Raw genomic sequence first — 16,790 nt, forward strand, 5'->3', positions numbered from 1 at the left:
ATTCGTGCAGGACCCATTCAACCAGGAAGACCGGCCGCGCAAGCGCTCCAACATTCTGCTGCGCATTGATTCGTGGATCGATTCGACGATCTGGAACGCCGGGTTTTCCTCCGGCGAAATCTGGGAAGAGATCACCATCTTCTTCCGCCGCTTCCGCACCCGTGGCGCCTGGAAAGTCTTCTTCGAGATCGTCGGCGAAGGCATGAATGTCGGCACCGCCGGCTTCGTGCTGCTGCTGGCGCTGGCCATGCCGGCATTCGAGGAAACCGCCGGCAATTGGCGGGCGCGTGATGATTTCGCCGTCACCTTCCTCGATCGCTACGGCAACGAGATCGGCCATCGCGGTATCATCCACGAGGATTCAGCTCCGGTCGATCAATTGCCGGATCATTTCGTCAAGGCTGTGCTGGCCACCGAGGACCGGCGCTTCTTCGAGCATTTCGGCATCGATTTCCTCGGCCTCGCCCGCGCCATGACAGAGAACGTCAAGGCCAATTCCGTTGTCCAGGGTGGCTCCACCATCACCCAGCAATTGGCCAAGAACCTGTTTTTGACCAATGAACGGACGCTGGAGCGCAAGATCAAGGAAGCCTTTCTGGCGTTCTGGCTCGAGGCAAACCTGCCCAAGAAGGAAATCCTGCGGCTCTATCTTGACCGCGCCTATATGGGCGGCGGCACCTTTGGCGCTGCAGCAGCGGCGCAATTCTATTTCGGCAAGAACATCACCGAAGTGTCGCTGGCGGAATCGGCCATGCTGGCGGGCCTGTTCAAGGCCCCTGCCCGCTACGCACCGCACATCAACCTGCCTGCCGCCCGCGGCCGCGCCAACGAGGTTTTGTCCAACCTGGTGCAGGGCAACCTGATGACCGAAGGCCAGGTCATCGGCGCGCGGCGCAATCCGGCCAGCGTCATTGACCGTGGCGATCACGACGCGCCGGACTACTTCCTCGATTGGGCCTTTGAAGAGGTCAAGCGCATTGCCGGCGGGTTTGACCAGCACTCGCTGATCGTGCGCACCACCATAGACACCGGCATGCAAAAGGCCGCCGAAGCCTCGGTCGAGACCAGCCTGAGGCAGGATGGCGAACGCTACCGGGCCAGCCAGGCAGCACTGGTTCTGATCGAGAATGGCGGCGCAGTGCGGGCCATGGTCGGCGGCCGCGATTATGGTGAAAGCCAGTTCAACCGCGCCTCACGGGCGCTGCGGCAACCGGGCTCCTCGTTCAAGATCTACACCTATTCGCTGGCCATGGAAAAAGGCATGACGCCGGACAGCCCGATCACGGATGCGCCAATCCACTGGGGCAACTGGAACCCGAAGAACTACGGCCTGAGCTATCGCGGCCGGATCGACATCAAGACCGCACTTGCCAAATCGATCAACACAATCCCGGTGCGGCTTGCCAAGGAAAGGCTTGGCGAAGACCCGATTGGCCAGATCATGGCGCAGGCGAAGAAATTCGGCGTCGAGACGCCGATCCGGCGGGATGTGACCATTACCATCGGCACCTCGGAGGTCACCGTGCTCGACCAGGCCACCGCCTTTGCCGTGTTTCCGGCCGGCGGTTACCAGTCGCGCCGCCACGGCATCGCGCAGATCCTCAACTACAATGGCGACGTGCTCTATGATTTCAGCCGCGACGAGCCGCCTCCGACACGGGTGCTGTCGGAAACCGCCGGCGATTACATGAACCAGATGCTGACCCGGGTTCCCTATGTCGGCACCGCGCGGCGCGCAGCGGTCGACGGTGTTCTGACCGGCGGCAAGACCGGCACCACGCAGGGTTTTCGCGACGCCTGGTTTGTCGGCTTCACCGGCAATTTCACTGCCGCCGTGTGGTTTGGAAACGACGACTACACCTCATCCAACCGGATGACCGGCGGCTCGCTGCCCGCCATGACTTTTAAAAGGCTGATGGACTATGCCCACCAGGGCATTGAACTGCGGGCCATTCCCGGCGTCGACAATCCGCTGCCCACCCCGCGGGCCGCCCCGTTGGTCGCCAAAGCCGCGGTCGACGCCAATGGCAATGCGCTGGCTCCGCTGCAGCGGCCCCGCACGCTCAACCGTGACACCACGGAAATCCTGCGTGGCCTGCTTGAGCAATTCGACAGCGCCAAACCGCTTGGCGTCACTGAGCGTCTGGCCGCCGCCACCCCCTTGCCGGGACTTGCTCCCGTCACCGCCGAACGGTAATCGGAACAATGCAGTAAAGTTTTTGTTTTGGCATCGGACAGGACTGAAATCCGGTTCCGGGTTTTTTGACCCGATGCACCAGATACATGATGACAGTATGCCGGGCTGGCAGTACACAGTGCCCGACGCGCCGGGCCCATTGCAGTGGGCTCAATTTGCCGGGATTGCCACCCGGCCGATTTGACCAAGGAAATATCCGCTCGTGTTTCGCCTGCCTGTCCTAGTTCTTCTTTCGCTGGCAATCGCCTTTGGTGGTGGGGCCTGGACTGCGTCCAGAACGCTGAAGGCCACCTCCGGTTTTGGGGCTATCAAGCTCGGCTCCTGGAGTGCCTATCCCGAACTGCAAACAGCCAAGGCAGATCCTTTCGCCAAGGCGCACCGCGCCGGCGATGGCCGCATTCTGCTTGGTCGCGCAGAGGGGTTGGTGTTTACCGCCGATACTGACGCCACCGGCGCCGCCCTGTCGGGGCGATGCACCTACGAGATCTCCGGACTAACCCCGCCAACGCGATTCTGGACGCTGCGGATTACCGACAGCAGCGGCAACCCGGTCGAAGCCGGCCCCCGGTTTCCCGCCAGCCTGAATTCGTGGACGACATTGCGCCGCGCCGACGGCACGTTCAGCATCCGGGTCGGCGCTGCGCCAACGCCGGGCAACTGGATCAGGCTCGATACACCGGGCGATGTCAGTTTTGTGCTGAGCCTGGTCGATACGCCGACTGCTGGATCTGCCAGCATGGTCGAACTTGACATGCCCGACATAGCCCTGATCGGATGCAGAGATGCGTAGTGTGCTTCTTGCAATCGTGATCGGACTGGTCGGCGCCGCGCTGATCCATATCATTATCGTTTTGGCCTTGCCGCAATGGACCGGCAAGGATGCCTGGACCCGGGTCACCGCGCTCGGGGCGCAAAACCGGTTCTATTCGCTCGCCAATGAAGCCAACCTGACCGGGCTCTACAACGAAGATCCGAGCATTCGCAGCGCTGTCTGCCACTTTGACATCAGCAATGGTCCGGTCCGGGTTGTCGCCACCGGCGATGTGCCAATCTGGACCGTCTCGGCCTACGATGCCTCGTCAAACGAAACCTACTCGATGAACGACCGTTCCTCGATCGGCGAAAGCGTCAATATTGCTTTCGTCACGCCGGCGCAGATGCTGCAGATGCGCCGCGCCATGCCGGCATTACTTGAGCAAGCGGTGCTGGTTGAGCTGCCCCGGCCGGAGGGCTATGTGGTGTTGCGCGCCGTGGCGCCGATGCCAAGCCACGAACCGGCTGTGCGGGAATTTTTGGCAGGTGCCGCCTGCCTTGGACTGAAGTTCGATCCGGCCTGACCTGACCGGTCAGGTTTCGACAAAGCAGTCAGGGCAGCCAGAACAGGGTCGGCAGATAGCCCGCGGTCTGAAGATACTCAATGCCCTCGATCGCCGGAAACATCGCAAGGAAGTAAAGCGCGTCAAAAAAGGTGCGCTTGAGAGCCTGCGGTGAAAAGGTCACTTCATCGGGCTGATGGTAAAGCCTGAGATCAGGCCAGAACTGCGGCGTTGTGGCTTCATAGGCAAGGTATCCGGCTCCGAATGTGCTGCGCAAAAACGCCGCTTCCTTTTGCGCGGTCAGCGTGAAGACCAGATAGCTCAAAAACCCGAACATAATGGCCACGGCAAGGGAGCCAAACACCAGGCCGACGCCGAAGATGCCGATGGTCGAGAACAGATAGAGCGGGTTGCGGGTGACCGAATAGGGACCAGAGGTGACCAGTTCGCTGTTCTTGCGGCTACCGACATAGAGAATGCTCCAGAGCCGACCGAAGATGCAGACCAGTATCAAGGCAAGACCGGAGATCTCCATCGCTTCGTGAACCACCAGGGCCTCGCTCCAATAGGGGCGTGAAACCAACAGCGCCAAAATCGCCGCAACACTGAACAACTGAACGACCCGCAGCCTCTTTCTCTGCCTGAATGCTTTCGGCTGCACGAAATCCGTCATCCGGGGTTTCCCAATCCGTTTATACGCTCACGACAATCGCGCGCCGGGCCTCAGCCCTTGTGGTCTTGTTCATGGCACAGCGGCGTGGTTGATGTCGATGCGGGATTGAGCCGCAGGAACTGCCCAAAGGCCAGTTCAGCACGCCGGGAGATGGTGGTCTCGTCAAGCGGCAGCACGCCTCCGATGGCGCGGCGAATCTGCAGATCACCGACCAGCAGGTTGAGATACAGTTCCACCGCCTCGCCAGTCACATTGAACGCCAGCGCACCCTCGCGCCTGGCGCGCTCCAGAACCTCACCAATCAGCGGGCCGACCGTCTCCCTGCCCCGCTCTGAAATTGCCGCGCCCAGTTCCCCGGTGGGATCAGCGGCGGCAGCCCGGTTGAGCTGAATGGCACGCGGGCTGACAAGCAACGCAAGCAGACGCGGGCCCAGCGCACGCAGGACATCCAACGGGTTCCTGTCGCTGCGCAAACCGTCTTCCAGCAACGCTTTGACTTGTTCGGCGTTACGCAGCACCAGTGCCCTGAACAGGCCGTTCTTGTCGCCGTACCAGTTGTACAACGTCTCGTTAGACGCCCTGGCCGCCCTGGCGATCGACAGCATGGATGCACCGGCATAGCCCCTGGCTTCCAATACCGCATAGGCCGCCTCTTCGATCGTTTCCTGACGGGAAGCCCTGTTCTCATCGCGCATCAAACTCTCCACTGGTTGACCGCAAGCGTAATTATGTTTACGGATATTTGCAACCGTACACTTAATTACGCTTATGGAGATCACAGAATGCCTCTTCCGAACCAGTCTTCCACCGCTGCCTTGTCCGTGCTGATCATCCTGCAGACTGTCATGCTCAGTGCGCTCTACGCTGGCGTCCCACCGCATCCGCCGGTGGCCACGCCGCTGTTTGGCATCGCACCGTTTCTCGGGGCTGCCATCTCCGCAGCCGTTGCGGCGATGCTGCTCGGCAGCAGTACAAGCCAGTACGGACGGGGATTGAGCCTGCTGGCCACAGTCATGGCGCTGGTTTCGTTCGGCCCTCAGAAATATTTTGATGCGCAGTTCGGATTGATCTGGCCTGCGGTGATCGGCGGACAATTGGCCAGCCTTGCCCTGCTTTGGGGGTTGGTCTCAGGCTTGCTTTCAGGAAATGCAAACGCCCGGCAGGAGGAAACGCAATGATCTCGACCAGGATACTGCCGCTTGTCTCGCTCTTGCTTGTTGCTTCGATTTTCGGATTTTTCTACGCTTGGGTGTGCTCCACCATGTGGGGCCTCGACGCCAGCGATCCCTCCATTGCCATCCAAGCCATGCAGGCGATGAACGCCTCGGTGCGCAACACGGTGTTCTTCCCGGCCTTTTTCCTGACGCCCGTGGTGCTGGCGATCACCGCCGCTGCACTCATCCGCACAGGCCGGAGAGATTCCGGACTTTGGTTCGGGCTCGCAACGGTCGTCTACGGCCTTGGCGGCTTTGGCGTGACCGTCGTCGTCAATGTTCCGATGAACGAGGCGCTGGCCCTGATCGAGCTGCCTCTGGAGCCGGTCGCTGCCGAAGCCGTTTGGCGCGGGTACTCATCGCCATGGCAGGTCTGGAACCAGGTTCGTGCTCTGGCCTGTGGCGCAGCAGTGCTGCTGACAGGGATGGGACTGCTCACAATCAGTCCGGTTTCCGGCAGCGCCGCGCACGCGCGGACGTGACCTGGCAAAGAACGCTGCGGGCTCATCGCATTCATGGCGATAAACCGTCCTGCCAATTGACCTCGGTCAATAAGTTTCCCGGATGATGCGCTATATATAAACGATCACAAATGTGTTCCCGGTCACATGGTTTCCGGCTCGCCAAAGGATAAGCGCATGAAAAAGGCTGTCATAGTCGTTCTTGGAGCAGGTCTCGGTGGAATTTCCATGGTCTTCGATCTGAAGGCCGAAGTCGGAAAAAATCACCAGATCGTTCTGGTCAACAAGGCCGAAAGCTTCCAGTTCACCCCGTCCAATCCGTGGGTCGGCGTCGGCTGGCGCGAGAAGAACGACATTACCATCGAGCTGGCGCCGCTGATGGCCAAGCACGGTATCGATTTCATCCAGGCCTCGGCGAAAAAGCTGGTTCCTGAAGCCAACAAGATCGAAATGGAGGACGGCAGTTCGGTCGACTATGATTACCTGATCATCGCAACCGGCCCGGAACTGGCTTTCGACGAAATCGAGGGATTTGGCCCCGAAGGCCATACCCAGTCGGTTTGTACCGTCGATCACGCTGTGCAGGCCAATGCGGCGTTTGAAGCCTTCTGTGCTGATCCCGGCCCGATCGTTGTCGGAGCGGCGCAGGGCGCTTCGTGCTTCGGCCCGGCCTATGAATACGCGATGATCCTCGACAAGGAACTGCGCAACCGCAAGATCCGCGACAAGGTGCCGATGACCTTTGTCACTTCCGAGCCCTATATCGGTCATCTCGGCCTCGGCGGCGTCGGCGACACCAAGGGCATGCTCGAGCATGAAATGCGTCAGCGCAGCGTCCGCTGGATCACCAATGCCAAGGTGGAAAAAGTCGAAGCCACCACGATGACCGTATCCGAACATAATGATGACGGTTCGGAAAAGACCAGGCATCAGCTCGATTTCAAATACTCGATGATGCTACCGGCATTCCGCGGCATCGCGGCTGTGCGCGACATTGAAGGTCTGGTCAATCCACGCGGCTTCATCATCATAGACAAGCACCAGCGCAATCCGAAATACCCCAACATCTTCGGTGTCGGCGTGGCCATCGCCATCGCGCCTACGGAAAAGACTCCCGTGCCCACGGGCGTCCCCAAGACCGGCTACATGATCGAAAGCATGGTCGCAGCAACAGCCAAGAACATAGGGGCGCTGCTTGACGGCGGAGAACCTAAAGAAGAAGCCACCTGGAATGCCTTCTGCCTGGCCGATTTCGGCGATCGCGGCGTGGCCTTCCTGGCTCAGCCGCAAAACCCGCCCCGCAACATCAACTGGGCCGCTGAAGGCATGTGGGTGCATCTGGCGAAAGTGGCGTTCGAGAAATACTTCATGCACAAGGTCCGCAAGGGCATCACCGAGACCTACTACGAAAACGCGGTGATGAAACTGCTGGCCATGCACAAGCTGAAATAGCGGAAACCACAGTACTGCTGAAAATACGGCCGCACCCGGTATCTGCCAAACCCCGGCAAAGACAGGAGGAGACCGTTAGGTCTATCCGTTTTTGCCGCTCGGTTTGGCGGGCGCCGGATCGTCGAACATTGGTTCATGATGGCGCGGGGCGTATCGGGAAGTGCCGGCATTGAGCGGCTCGCGGCGCACGCCTGTAAACATCAGCACATCGGCCGTCCCGTGCAAGGTTTCACGCCCGGGTGGGCCCTGTGTTGCGGGCCTGCATCTTGATGGATCAAAGCTCAGTATTGTCGTCATATCTGGTCTCCAACTGGGTGGAACAGGAAATACGCTCGACATTCATCTCCATGGTTGAAAGCCATCAAGCCACCACTTGGTTAACAGCTTGCTAACGCTTTTGTTATAACTTGTCCCAAGTGAGTTGTTGCGTTTGAGTTAGGTGTCCCCGTGTCCAACAGTTTCCGCGATCTCGAAAGGCCCGATGCGGCCCACCGCAAAGCTGCAGTGTTGATGGCAGCCATCAGTGCGCTTGAATGTCTCGATCATCCCAACCGACAGGACTTGGCGCAATTCTCCCAGCTGTTCATGCCGCTTTACGCGGCAGCAAGCTCCGAGGTCCGCCGCACTGCATCAGCCACCCTGTCACGACTGCCCCGGGTGCCTGACGACGTGGTCGAAATGCTGATCAACCAGCCCATCACCATCGCCGCTCCCTTCATCGCCCACTATCCGTTGCTCAAGGAAAGCGCACTGGCGCGCGCGGTACTCCACAACGGCGCACCGCACGCCCGTGCCGCGGCTAGACGTCCGGATCTTTCGCCGCAGGCAATTGCAACGCTGCGCCGCCTGAATGATCCCTCCGTCGAAGGTCTGCTGATCCTGCGCGGATTGATCCCTGCCCCCGCAGTGGCGGTTCAAAGCGCCGCCGCGCCGACCACCGTGCCTGACGCCCGGCCGCTGGTCGATGCGCCCCCGCTCGATCCGAGTGAAAAACTCCGCTCCGAACTGCGCGCACTGGTGACGCGCAGCCCGGCAGCCAAGCTGCACAGCGATGAACCGAAACTGCAAGTACAGGTCTCAAGACCGGGCCACCGTGCCCCCGCGCAGCCTCTCAACCGTCCAACCAGCCTGCGCAAAGCGCCTGCCGCATCGGCCGCACAACCGGCAAGACCAGAGACTAAAACTGCTCCAAAAAAGGAATTGTCGCGGGCAGCGCGGCGCAGGATCACCGAGGTCCATCTGGCCAAGCTGGCGCGCCACGCCAGCTCCGATCAGGCGTCCTGGTTTGCCACAGCACTTGCCGACGCCATGGATTCAAGTTTTGCCTTGTCCGAGAGGATCATGATGGACCTGTCCGGCCGCCAGCTGGCCACGGCGCTTATCGGTCTGGGGGCACCCAGCGCGACCATCAAATCGGCGCTCGAAAGCTTTTTCCCGCATCTGGCGCAGCCCTCGCTCAGGCATACGCTGGCCACAGATCTGATCGAAGACCTCGACAGCGAAAGCTGCACCGCCCGGCTTCAGGCCTGGCAGCGCGCCGACAGTTACACCACAGGCAACACAAACCATGTGCCGGCGCTGGCCGAGGGCAAGCCTGTTCGCCAGGATGCCTTCCAGCGCGCCGCCCCTGAGCGCAGCCGCCAGGTTTCGCCGGTCCGCAAAGCGGGCTGAGGCAAGCAGAACCTGCCTGTCAGGCAACTCTGCAGGTTTTGCGGAAATTTCCTATCGTCTGGATTTTCGCCAGCCGGCGGCACGTGCTTCGGCTTCGGTGCAGAACCAACGCTCGCCATATCGCGGTAATATTTTCGTCGGGATATAAAACTTCTGACCGGGCACATGATATATGCGCTCGCCGGTATCGATGCTGACGTTACCCTTGATATTGCACGCAAGCGGGTTTCTGACCGGCGCATTGGTAAATCCAACAGATTTGCTGTCAGGCGCATTGCTAAATCCGAACGCAAAATGCCTGACAGCACTTGGCGCCGCGAAAGCGGCGGCTGAACAGACAATCACCAATGTCGTAAATCTGAACATGACGCTCCAGAAGTCTAGTAATGACTTCCAAATAATACGCGCCATGGATTAACGTCACTTAAGAATTATCGCTATAATTGTTTCTACCGGCCATCAAGACCACTGTACTGGTTCGTCATTGCTGGATGCAGGGCAGCTTTGGGAAGCGCAATTACTCAAGCCCAATTGGCAAGCGCTGCATTTGACCCGTCACCGACGAACGAGCCGAATCCGATCATGGAAAAACAGGCCCAAGTTCATGGCACATCGTCTTCACCGGAAGTGCCACCCTCACCTTCCCAATTAAGGATCTGACCGGTTTCCTGCCTGTTGAACTTCAATCGCAGACCAGCACCTGTGTCATTTTCAGGCAGGAACTCGACGCCGAAATGCTCGAGTGCCTCTGTCAGCCTTGCCAGTGCCGGTTCGTCGAAGGAGTGAACGCCCGCCTCGAAATCGGCAAGCAAAGAGGTGGGCAACCCTGCCTGTTCCGCAAGTTGCGCCTGGTCAATTTCGGCTAGCGCTCTGGCCGCGATCGAGAATTGAGGCGTCAGGACTATCGGCATGTAAACCTCCTTCAGTTAGCGTATCCGGAGGCGGCATCTCAGAAAGAATGCAGCAATCGTCAATTCTCGCTAAAGTCGAGATAGGTTTCCGGGCTGTCAGTCTCAATCTCCACGACCCAGATGTCCAGATCGAACCGCACTTCACGGGCTAATATTTCCGAGATTTCGCTTTCTGGGACGCGGGATCTTCTCAGTTCAAACAGCCGGCCATCGGGATGATCGATATCGAAGGCGGTTTGCGGTGCTGGCGCCGCCAGGCTTTCAGTGCCGTCACGATGGCGGATGCGAACAAAAATCGCTCCGGCTTCCTCGGACCCGTGTTTTTCAACCACCGCCATGCCGCCATCGCCGAAGACCCGGCGGGTCAGCGCGGAGACGAAAATGCCGGCCTTGAGCCTCACAGCGCGCCGATTTCGAGCAGTTTCTTGAGCACGGTCTCATTCGGCTGCCCGGTGACCGGAAGCCGGTAGTGCTTCTCGAACGCGCTGATCGCGGCACGGGTCTGGGAGCCTGCGACGCCGTCAACAGTGATGTCGGCATAGGCAATATTGGACAGGCCGGACTGGATCTGCTGGACCAGTTCACTGGGACCTTCAGCAATAACGGCAGGTATTGTCACTGGCTCGCCGCTGCGCTCGTCGGAAGCGACCACCGGAGTCGGGCGCGGTTTTGGCGCCGGTACCGTATCTGGATCAGCGCTGGCGAGTTTGACCGGCTTGGCAGCAGCAACCGGGCCATTCATGGCGCCAAGAAGCGCCGCCGTTGCCTCTCCGGTTTCCGAGTAACCGTTGGTTTTCTCCCACTTGCGGATTGCCGCAGCCGATTTCGGGCCCATCAATCCGTCAATTTCGCCGGAATAGAGGCCTTGATCGACCAGAATCGCCTGAATCTGACTCAGAATCGGATTGGAGGCGGACTTGGTGGCAACCGGCGCCGGCGCCTGTGCCGGTGTCACGTCGGGGACAGGGATCGAGGCGGTCGGCGTGTCATCGCTTCGCTCAATCCGGAATGTTGTCACGGTCCGCGCCGGAACATCCTTGCCGAACGGAACTCCGGTAACCGGCTTTGCGGCCGCCACAGGTGCTGCCGATGTCGCCACTTCACGGGTCTTGAGGATCGGTGCCGGGTGGCTTCCCGGCTGATGCCACAGTGCATTGGCGGCGACAAAGCCGAAGATCACCGCAAATGCCACGCTGCCGCCGGTGAGCGAGGGATGGGCCGACACAACCTGGCCAAGCGCTGCAAGAACGCCACGGCCGGAGTTGGTGTCATCGGCAAACAAGTCAGGCGCTGCGCGCTGTCTCGACATGGTCTTCATTCCTGTTTTGTACATCTTTGATTGCTGGGCGGGGCAATACCGGCGGGAAAGCCACGGCGGTGACCGCCGTCGTCTCCATGGGTTCGCGGTTAGCGCCGGATCCATCGGCAGGCAGATCGATGGTCACCACGGTGCCCTCACCCTCGGTGCTGGCGATGTCGAAGGTACCACCGTGCAGATCGACAAGGCCCTTGACCAGCGACAGACCAAGTCCGGTGCCCTCATAGTGCCGGCCAAGCCCGTCTTGTGCCTGCACAAACGGTTCGCCAATGCGGGCAAGCTTGTCGGCCGGGATACCGATTCCGGTGTCGCTGACAACCAGCTTCAACTGACCGTCATGGACCGCCACATCGACATTGATGACGCCGCCGGCATCGGTGAATTTGACGGCGTTGCCGACCAGATTGATCAGGATCTGGTGCATCGCGCCCTTGTCGGCGACGACTTCGCCTGCGCCACGGGCCAGTCGGCGGGTCAACGTTACACCGCGATTGGCGGCCTGCAGGCGCAACATGGCATCGCAATTGTCGACCACTTCACCGATCTGGAACGGCTCGACGAAAATTTCATAACGCCCGGCCTCGATCTTGGACATGTCGAGCATGGTGTTGACCAGGCTGAGCAGATGCTCGCCCGACTGGTGGATCAGACCGACATATTCACGCTGGCGTTCATCGTTGAAGGTACCGAAATACTCCCGCGCCAGAACATCGGAAAAGCCGAGAATGGCGTTGAGCGGGGTGCGCAGTTCGTGACTGACGGCAGCCAGAAAGCAGGTCTTTGCGGCGTTGGCGGTTTCAGCCTCTTCGACATTTGAATTGGCTCGGACGCGGTCGGCGATCTCCGCGGAAATGTCACGCGTCTGGGCGACGAACCCCGAAAAATTGCCATCGGGGGTCTGCTCGGCCATCAGCGAAACCGCAGCATGAAGGAACTGGGAACCCTGGCCGGCGCAATCGAAACGAAGCTCGACCTGCTTGCGCTTTTCACCGCGGCGCAGGCAATCAATGGCGTCGAGGAAGGCGATCCGGTCGGCAACGTGGATGTGGTTGACATAGCCCTTGCCGGAAAAATCACCGACACGCCCGATGAAATCGGCCTGGTCGGCTCCGGCAATCTGGATCACGTCACCACGGCCATTGTGACGCGTCACCAGTCCCGGCAACAGATCCAGCGTGGAGAAATCCTGAACCACCACCGTTTCAACGCTTGTCGCGATGACGGTCTGTTCGGCAATCGTGGGTTCAAAGCAGAATGCCAGGCCGCGCACCAGAGCATAAAGTCCAAGCGACAGGCCGGTGGCGATGAAGGCCGCATCGGGGGCAACACCGGTTAATCCGATCTGACCGGCGGCGGCGACGAGCGCCAGCGCCAGACCGGCAGCACCGGCTCCCAGAGCGAGGCCCGAGGTCTTTTTGGAATGGATCGCGGCTTCAAGCGGAAGCAGCGCCAGCAACGGCAGGAAAGGCGATGCCAGGCCGCCACTCAATGCAGCAAGGGCGCCAAGTGCCAATGCGGCGGCGGCAAGCGAGACCCGGCCGGTGATGCGCGGCGAGCCGGTGGACGACAATAGTCCGGCTGCGGCAATGGGCATGGCTGCGGCCGCCAATGCGCCGGCAATGGCCTGTGGCCATGAAAATGCCGTCAGCAGAACCGGCACGGTGATCATCGGAGCAAGAATCGCACTGGACAGACAGGCCGTCATGGCGCGAACCCTGCTGTCATCCGTATCGGCCTCGAGCGCAGCCGCACCCAGCCAGGATTCGGCTGTCTGCCGACCGGCAAGCTGCATTCTATCGATGAGATCATCCAATTTTGTCACTGCCGATTCCGTACACGCCGCAGGTCTTTTTGTTGGTTGGACTTTCGCATTGCCGACTTAAGGAAAGAATAAGCCACACAGCACCCGGGACCGAAATCAAGCGGTTTTTGCCCGCTGGCGCACCTGATCAACCGGCTTTGAGCAACATGGTTAATCAGTGCTTTCCGTAAACCGGTTCCCGCGAGGTCGCGCTGGCCCCGGTGACATTGCAGGGCACTTGAACTGCCAAAACCATAGTCCAGCCATGCCCGCGGCATGGCCCGGATCGCACATCGATTTCCGGCAATATCCAGACAGATACGGACGCGCCCTGGCCGATTGCATAAAATTTGAGACGAATTTGGCTCAAAACTTCGCGCTGGTTTCAAATCAACCTTGAAGAAGCTCCGGCATGATCCCCATCAAGTTCGGAACAACCCGGACATTTCCGCCCAAAGATGGCGGGCAACAGGAAGGGCTCCTCCATGTGGTTTTTGATCAAGGGAAGTTTTTGGTTCTCGCTCGTGCTGATCGCCTTGCCGTTTATCAACACTGAATCGGACAAGGCGCTTGAAAACGCACCGCCGCTGGAAGTCGGCCAGAGCATGGCCGCTGCCGCCGAAGCCTTCGCCGACATCAAACAGATCTGCGTGCGCAAACCTGATATCTGCGAAACCGGCAGCGAGACTTTTGCCGCTCTGGGCATACGCGCCAAGGAAGGCGCCCGCATCGCCTACCAGTTTCTGGACACAAAATTTTCCGACAGCGAGCCCGATCTGGTGACCGGATCGCTGCCTGCGACAAACTAGTCGCGCCATCGCTTTTCCGGGGCCGCACTGAAACGGCGCCATCTCCCAAGTTCATATTGCCTGACACTGCCAACTCAAGCCGCGTTCGACGCGCCGCCGCCGGGAACATGCCCTTCCTCCCGGCGGCGTTTTTTATGATCATGTCCCTGTTAGCGCTGAGCATCGACCTGTCGTTCCAGGTTTTGCGAAGCCCCGGGGTGTATTGGCGGCCAATTCCGCTTATATGGTTGGCGAATACAGGAACACGCCATGGCTTCGCTGCAAACCATCATTGACGACTTTGAATATCTCGACGACTGGGAGGACCGCTACCGTTATCTCATCGAGATCGGCAAGGCGCTTCCGGAGATGCCGGAAACCGAACATACGGATGCCAACAAGGTCAAGGGTTGTGCCAGCCAGGTCTGGCTGGTGGCCGAAACCGAAGCGGGCGAACCCGGCGATCCGGTGATGATTTACCGGGGTGATTCCGATGCTCATATCGTGCGCGGCCTGGTCGCTATCGTGCTGGCCGCCACCTCGGGCGAAAAAGCATCGGTGGTCGAAAAACTCGACGAAGGTGAACTGCTCACCCGGCTGGGTCTGGGCGAGCACCTGTCAACGCAGCGCGCCAACGGGCTGCGGTCTATGGTATTGCGGATCAAGGCGCATGCCGCGGCTGCGCGGGCGGCGGCTTAGAACCACGTCCGGGGTTGTCATAATGCCTAGCGAGTGCCGCCAGTGCTGTGCGCAGCATCAGCTTGGCGGAGCGGACCGGCCATTGACGTTCGCGTTCGACCTCTGCCAGCCGCTTGAGAAAACAACACACGTCGACAAGCACACCGGACAGTTCGGGACCGACTTCCGCCAGTGCGCGCTGCACGCGCAGGCGCGCGGCCAGAGCCGAATCGGTGATGTCTGCCACGCCACCGGCGCCGCCAGTTTGCCGTCCAATGTGAACCGGCTCCCAGCTTTGTCCGAGTGAGGGCTGCATCTGCCCCCTGGTGAAATCGATCCGCAGCCTTTCCCCGGCTTCGACATGAACGGGAGAGAGGAACAACACACCGTCCCTGCCCTTGATCCGCGCCAGGGCCGCCAGCGGCGATTCGCGCGCGTTGACGCTCACCAGCCCCATATCCGGATCGGATCGCGCCTGCAGAGCCCGGTGCTGGTCCTGAAAGGCGCTATCGGGGTCGCAAAGCCACCGCCTGAGCGCCGCCCTACCCTCCGGCGTGGGCGTATAGGTGCACTGCGTTGGCGGCCTTCCCTGCGTCACTTTGCCCACCAGCAATCCGCGTTCCAGAGTCAGCTTCAACAGGCATGTATCGACCATGCGCCGGGTTCCGTCACTGCGTTCGAGTTCCAACCGGGACGTCATCGGCACCGACCGAATGCATTGTCCGGTCACAGGGCCGCGGGCGACAAAGCCGACAAGCGCTGCCAAGGCCTTGCGTGACTGGCGCGGTTCAGAGCTCCGCATGGTCATGTCCAAAAGGCGCAAACACAGCGTTGATACAACGTTCGCAGTTTTCGACGAACCTGTAATAGCCGGCATCATCGCGGCGGTCTTCCGTGACCGAACAGGCGTGCACCACCGTTGTGCGGTCGCGGCCGAAGGCCATTGCGATGCTGCGGTAGGGCACTGACAGCACCACGTGAGAGAGATACATGGCAACCTGCCGCCTGTGGCAGCGGGGTCGGCGGCGAGCAATACCGGCGGGCAAATCCTGTGCGCAGGCGGCAGAGAACAACTCTGTGACCAGGCGCCAGACGATACGGCAACGCAACACATCCACCGGATCGATCCGTATTGCCGCAGCGCTTGAGCGTCCCCCTGCCAGGGCGATGAGTGTGCAATTGGAGCGGGCAGTTCGACAGTCCTGCAGTTCCGCGTTCCAGGAATTGACCACATTCGGCAATGCGTTATGGCTGATGGGCGCAGCCTGCAACAGGCCGCATTGGATTCGGGACGGTTCCATGACGGGTTCGCGCTTTATCTGACGCGTTCTGCGTGGCTTATGGACTGGGTGTTTGGCCATGATGAAAATCTCCTGCAATAGGAATATTTTCTTACATGCTACAAGGGGATGTGGACGTGCAGCCAGCCTCGCCTCGCATCCTTACGTTGTTTTTATGTCATTATTTGAATCAGTAAGAGAATTTTGGAGGAATTTTTTCCTCCCATTTTGACGCTGATTGTTAGCGCAGACCTTCAACAGCAGAGCCAAAAGCGATGAGTCATCAGTCGGCGCGGTACGCCGAACACAAAAAACCGGAGCACAAGGCCCCGGCTTTTGAGTTTGTTCGATCGGCCAACAGGCCGGTCAGATGATCAGACCAATCGCGGTTCAAGGGTTGACGACCAAACCACGATCGACCGGAGCAATTGGTCTAGGCTGCGCGCTTGCGCTTCTGGCCGAGACCCATTTCCTTGGCCAGACGCGACCGCGCCTCGGCATAGGCAGGAGCGACCATCGGATAGTCAGCCGGCAGTTCCCACTTTTCGCGGTACTGCTCAGGTGTCAGGCCGTAATGAGTCATCAGGTGACGCTTCAGCGACTTGAATTTCTGACCATCTTCCAGGCAGATCAGGAAATCGTTCTGGATCGAACGACGCACTGATACAGCCGGCTTCTGCTTTTCGACGACTTCTTCCACAGGGAGTGTGGCGCCGCCAAGTGCTGCGTGCACCTGCGTGATCACACTTGGAAGATCATTCACCGCAACGGAATTGTTGCTGACATAAGCCGCAACAATTTCTGCCGTCAGTTCAATGAGAAGATCGGTGGCGTTGTCTTTGTTTGCTTCATTCATATTCGGGTCCTAACTTTTAGCAAGCATGCTGCCGTAGTCATCGGAATGTATTATTGGGAACTGCGCACATTCCGTGCAACAAGCTGAAGGAACTTCCATACATGAATCTGAAACTTGGACAAGTACTAAATCTCATACAATGACTGATATCCTAATAGAAAAAGTCAAAAATTA

The 16,790-nt window shown here is 59.6% G+C and carries 19 protein-coding genes; 9 read left to right on the plus strand and 10 right to left on the minus strand.

Going from position 1 to position 16,790, the window contains the following annotated elements; translation table 11 throughout:
- Window positions 1–4: 4 nt before the first annotated feature.
- The 3 genes from IMCC20628_RS12515 to IMCC20628_RS12525 all read left to right on the plus strand — a co-directional run bounded on the left by IMCC20628_RS12515 (window position 5) and on the right by IMCC20628_RS12525 (window position 3,534).
- On the plus strand, window positions 5–2,197 hold the full coding sequence (locus IMCC20628_RS12515; protein WP_047030493.1) for a PBP1A family penicillin-binding protein: 2,193 nt from the start codon (window positions 5–7) through the stop codon (window positions 2,195–2,197).
- Between the two features lie 202 nt (window positions 2,198–2,399).
- Entirely contained in the window at window positions 2,400–2,987 is a 588-nt protein-coding gene (locus tag IMCC20628_RS12520; protein WP_047030494.1) for a DUF1214 domain-containing protein, read from the plus strand.
- Complete coding sequence (locus IMCC20628_RS12525; RefSeq protein ID WP_047030495.1) at window positions 2,980–3,534, plus strand: DUF1254 domain-containing protein; 555 nt, start codon at window positions 2,980–2,982, stop codon at window positions 3,532–3,534. The genes IMCC20628_RS12520 and IMCC20628_RS12525 overlap by 8 nt, the downstream gene beginning before the upstream one ends.
- Window positions 3,535–3,562: 28 nt before the next feature.
- On the opposite strand, the gene IMCC20628_RS12530 is transcribed toward IMCC20628_RS12525, so the two are convergent.
- Together IMCC20628_RS12530 and IMCC20628_RS12535 are read right to left on the minus strand one after the other, a co-directional pair.
- Complete coding sequence (locus tag IMCC20628_RS12530; RefSeq protein WP_047030496.1) at window positions 3,563–4,186, minus strand: isoprenylcysteine carboxylmethyltransferase family protein; 624 nt, start codon at window positions 4,184–4,186, stop codon at window positions 3,563–3,565.
- 50 nt (window positions 4,187–4,236) lie between these two features.
- Window positions 4,237–4,881, minus strand: coding sequence for a TetR/AcrR family transcriptional regulator (locus tag IMCC20628_RS12535; protein ID WP_047030497.1), 645 nt, complete (start codon window positions 4,879–4,881; stop codon window positions 4,237–4,239).
- An 87-nt stretch (window positions 4,882–4,968) separates the two neighbouring features.
- Between IMCC20628_RS12535 and IMCC20628_RS12540 the strand changes: the two genes are divergently transcribed.
- The 4 genes from IMCC20628_RS12540 to IMCC20628_RS24265 all read left to right on the plus strand — a co-directional run bounded on the left by IMCC20628_RS12540 (window position 4,969) and on the right by IMCC20628_RS24265 (window position 8,984).
- A complete protein-coding gene (locus IMCC20628_RS12540; protein WP_047030498.1) occupies window positions 4,969–5,364 on the plus strand; it encodes a hypothetical protein in 396 nt (131 codons plus the stop codon).
- Entirely contained in the window at window positions 5,361–5,882 is a 522-nt protein-coding gene (locus IMCC20628_RS12545) for an anthrone oxygenase family protein (protein WP_047030499.1), read from the plus strand. Before IMCC20628_RS12540 ends, IMCC20628_RS12545 begins: the two co-directional genes overlap by 4 nt.
- Window positions 5,883–6,038: 156 nt before the next feature.
- Window positions 6,039–7,313: an FAD-dependent oxidoreductase gene (locus tag IMCC20628_RS12550; protein ID WP_047030500.1), complete on the plus strand. Its 1,275-nt coding sequence runs from the start codon at window positions 6,039–6,041 to the stop codon at window positions 7,311–7,313.
- A gap of 447 nt (window positions 7,314–7,760) precedes the next feature.
- Window positions 7,761–8,984 (plus strand): hypothetical protein, encoded by a 1,224-nt coding sequence (locus IMCC20628_RS24265; protein ID WP_052766411.1) that lies wholly within the window; start codon window positions 7,761–7,763, stop codon window positions 8,982–8,984.
- Window positions 8,985–9,035: 51 nt separating this feature from the next.
- On the opposite strand, the gene IMCC20628_RS24725 is transcribed toward IMCC20628_RS24265, so the two are convergent.
- The 5 genes from IMCC20628_RS24725 to IMCC20628_RS12575 all read right to left on the minus strand — a co-directional run bounded on the left by IMCC20628_RS24725 (window position 9,036) and on the right by IMCC20628_RS12575 (window position 13,035).
- A complete protein-coding gene (locus tag IMCC20628_RS24725; protein ID WP_082128123.1) occupies window positions 9,036–9,395 on the minus strand; it encodes a hypothetical protein in 360 nt (119 codons plus the stop codon).
- 191 nt (window positions 9,396–9,586) lie between these two features.
- Window positions 9,587–9,895, minus strand: a complete 309-nt coding sequence (locus IMCC20628_RS12560; protein ID WP_052766412.1) for a helix-turn-helix transcriptional regulator — start codon at window positions 9,893–9,895, stop codon at window positions 9,587–9,589.
- A gap of 59 nt (window positions 9,896–9,954) precedes the next feature.
- A complete protein-coding gene (locus tag IMCC20628_RS12565; RefSeq protein WP_047030501.1) occupies window positions 9,955–10,296 on the minus strand; it encodes a DUF1491 family protein in 342 nt (113 codons plus the stop codon).
- Window positions 10,293–11,204, minus strand: coding sequence for a peptidoglycan-binding protein (locus IMCC20628_RS12570; RefSeq protein WP_047030502.1), 912 nt, complete (start codon window positions 11,202–11,204; stop codon window positions 10,293–10,295). The genes IMCC20628_RS12565 and IMCC20628_RS12570 overlap by 4 nt, the downstream gene beginning before the upstream one ends.
- Window positions 11,179–13,035, minus strand: a complete 1,857-nt coding sequence (locus IMCC20628_RS12575) for a PAS domain-containing sensor histidine kinase (RefSeq protein WP_052766413.1) — start codon at window positions 13,033–13,035, stop codon at window positions 11,179–11,181. The genes IMCC20628_RS12570 and IMCC20628_RS12575 overlap by 26 nt, the downstream gene beginning before the upstream one ends.
- Window positions 13,036–13,499: 464 nt before the next feature.
- Between IMCC20628_RS12575 and IMCC20628_RS12580 the strand changes: the two genes are divergently transcribed.
- Window positions 13,500–13,823 carry a DUF5330 domain-containing protein gene (locus IMCC20628_RS12580; protein ID WP_052766414.1) on the plus strand — a complete coding sequence of 108 codons (324 nt, stop codon included), beginning with the start codon at window positions 13,500–13,502 and terminating at the stop codon, window positions 13,821–13,823.
- Between the two features lie 249 nt (window positions 13,824–14,072).
- Window positions 14,073–14,501 (plus strand): SufE family protein, encoded by a 429-nt coding sequence (locus IMCC20628_RS12585; RefSeq protein WP_047030503.1) that lies wholly within the window; start codon window positions 14,073–14,075, stop codon window positions 14,499–14,501.
- Here the strand turns inward: IMCC20628_RS12585 and IMCC20628_RS12590 are convergent.
- From IMCC20628_RS12590 to IMCC20628_RS12600, 3 genes are all read right to left on the minus strand, one after another.
- Window positions 14,464–15,282 carry a DUF6456 domain-containing protein gene (locus IMCC20628_RS12590; protein ID WP_052766415.1) on the minus strand — a complete coding sequence of 273 codons (819 nt, stop codon included), beginning with the start codon at window positions 15,280–15,282 and terminating at the stop codon, window positions 14,464–14,466. The genes IMCC20628_RS12585 and IMCC20628_RS12590 overlap by 38 nt on opposite strands.
- A complete protein-coding gene (locus IMCC20628_RS24730; protein WP_156174503.1) occupies window positions 15,269–15,859 on the minus strand; it encodes a helix-turn-helix domain-containing protein in 591 nt (196 codons plus the stop codon). The genes IMCC20628_RS12590 and IMCC20628_RS24730 overlap by 14 nt, the downstream gene beginning before the upstream one ends.
- 334 nt (window positions 15,860–16,193) lie before the next feature.
- Window positions 16,194–16,616: a MucR family transcriptional regulator gene (locus IMCC20628_RS12600; RefSeq protein WP_047030505.1), complete on the minus strand. Its 423-nt coding sequence runs from the start codon at window positions 16,614–16,616 to the stop codon at window positions 16,194–16,196.
- Window positions 16,617–16,790: the final 174 nt, after the last annotated feature.

The organism is Hoeflea sp. IMCC20628 (genome assembly GCF_001011155.1).
Lineage (GTDB): Bacteria > Pseudomonadota > Alphaproteobacteria > Rhizobiales > Rhizobiaceae > Hoeflea.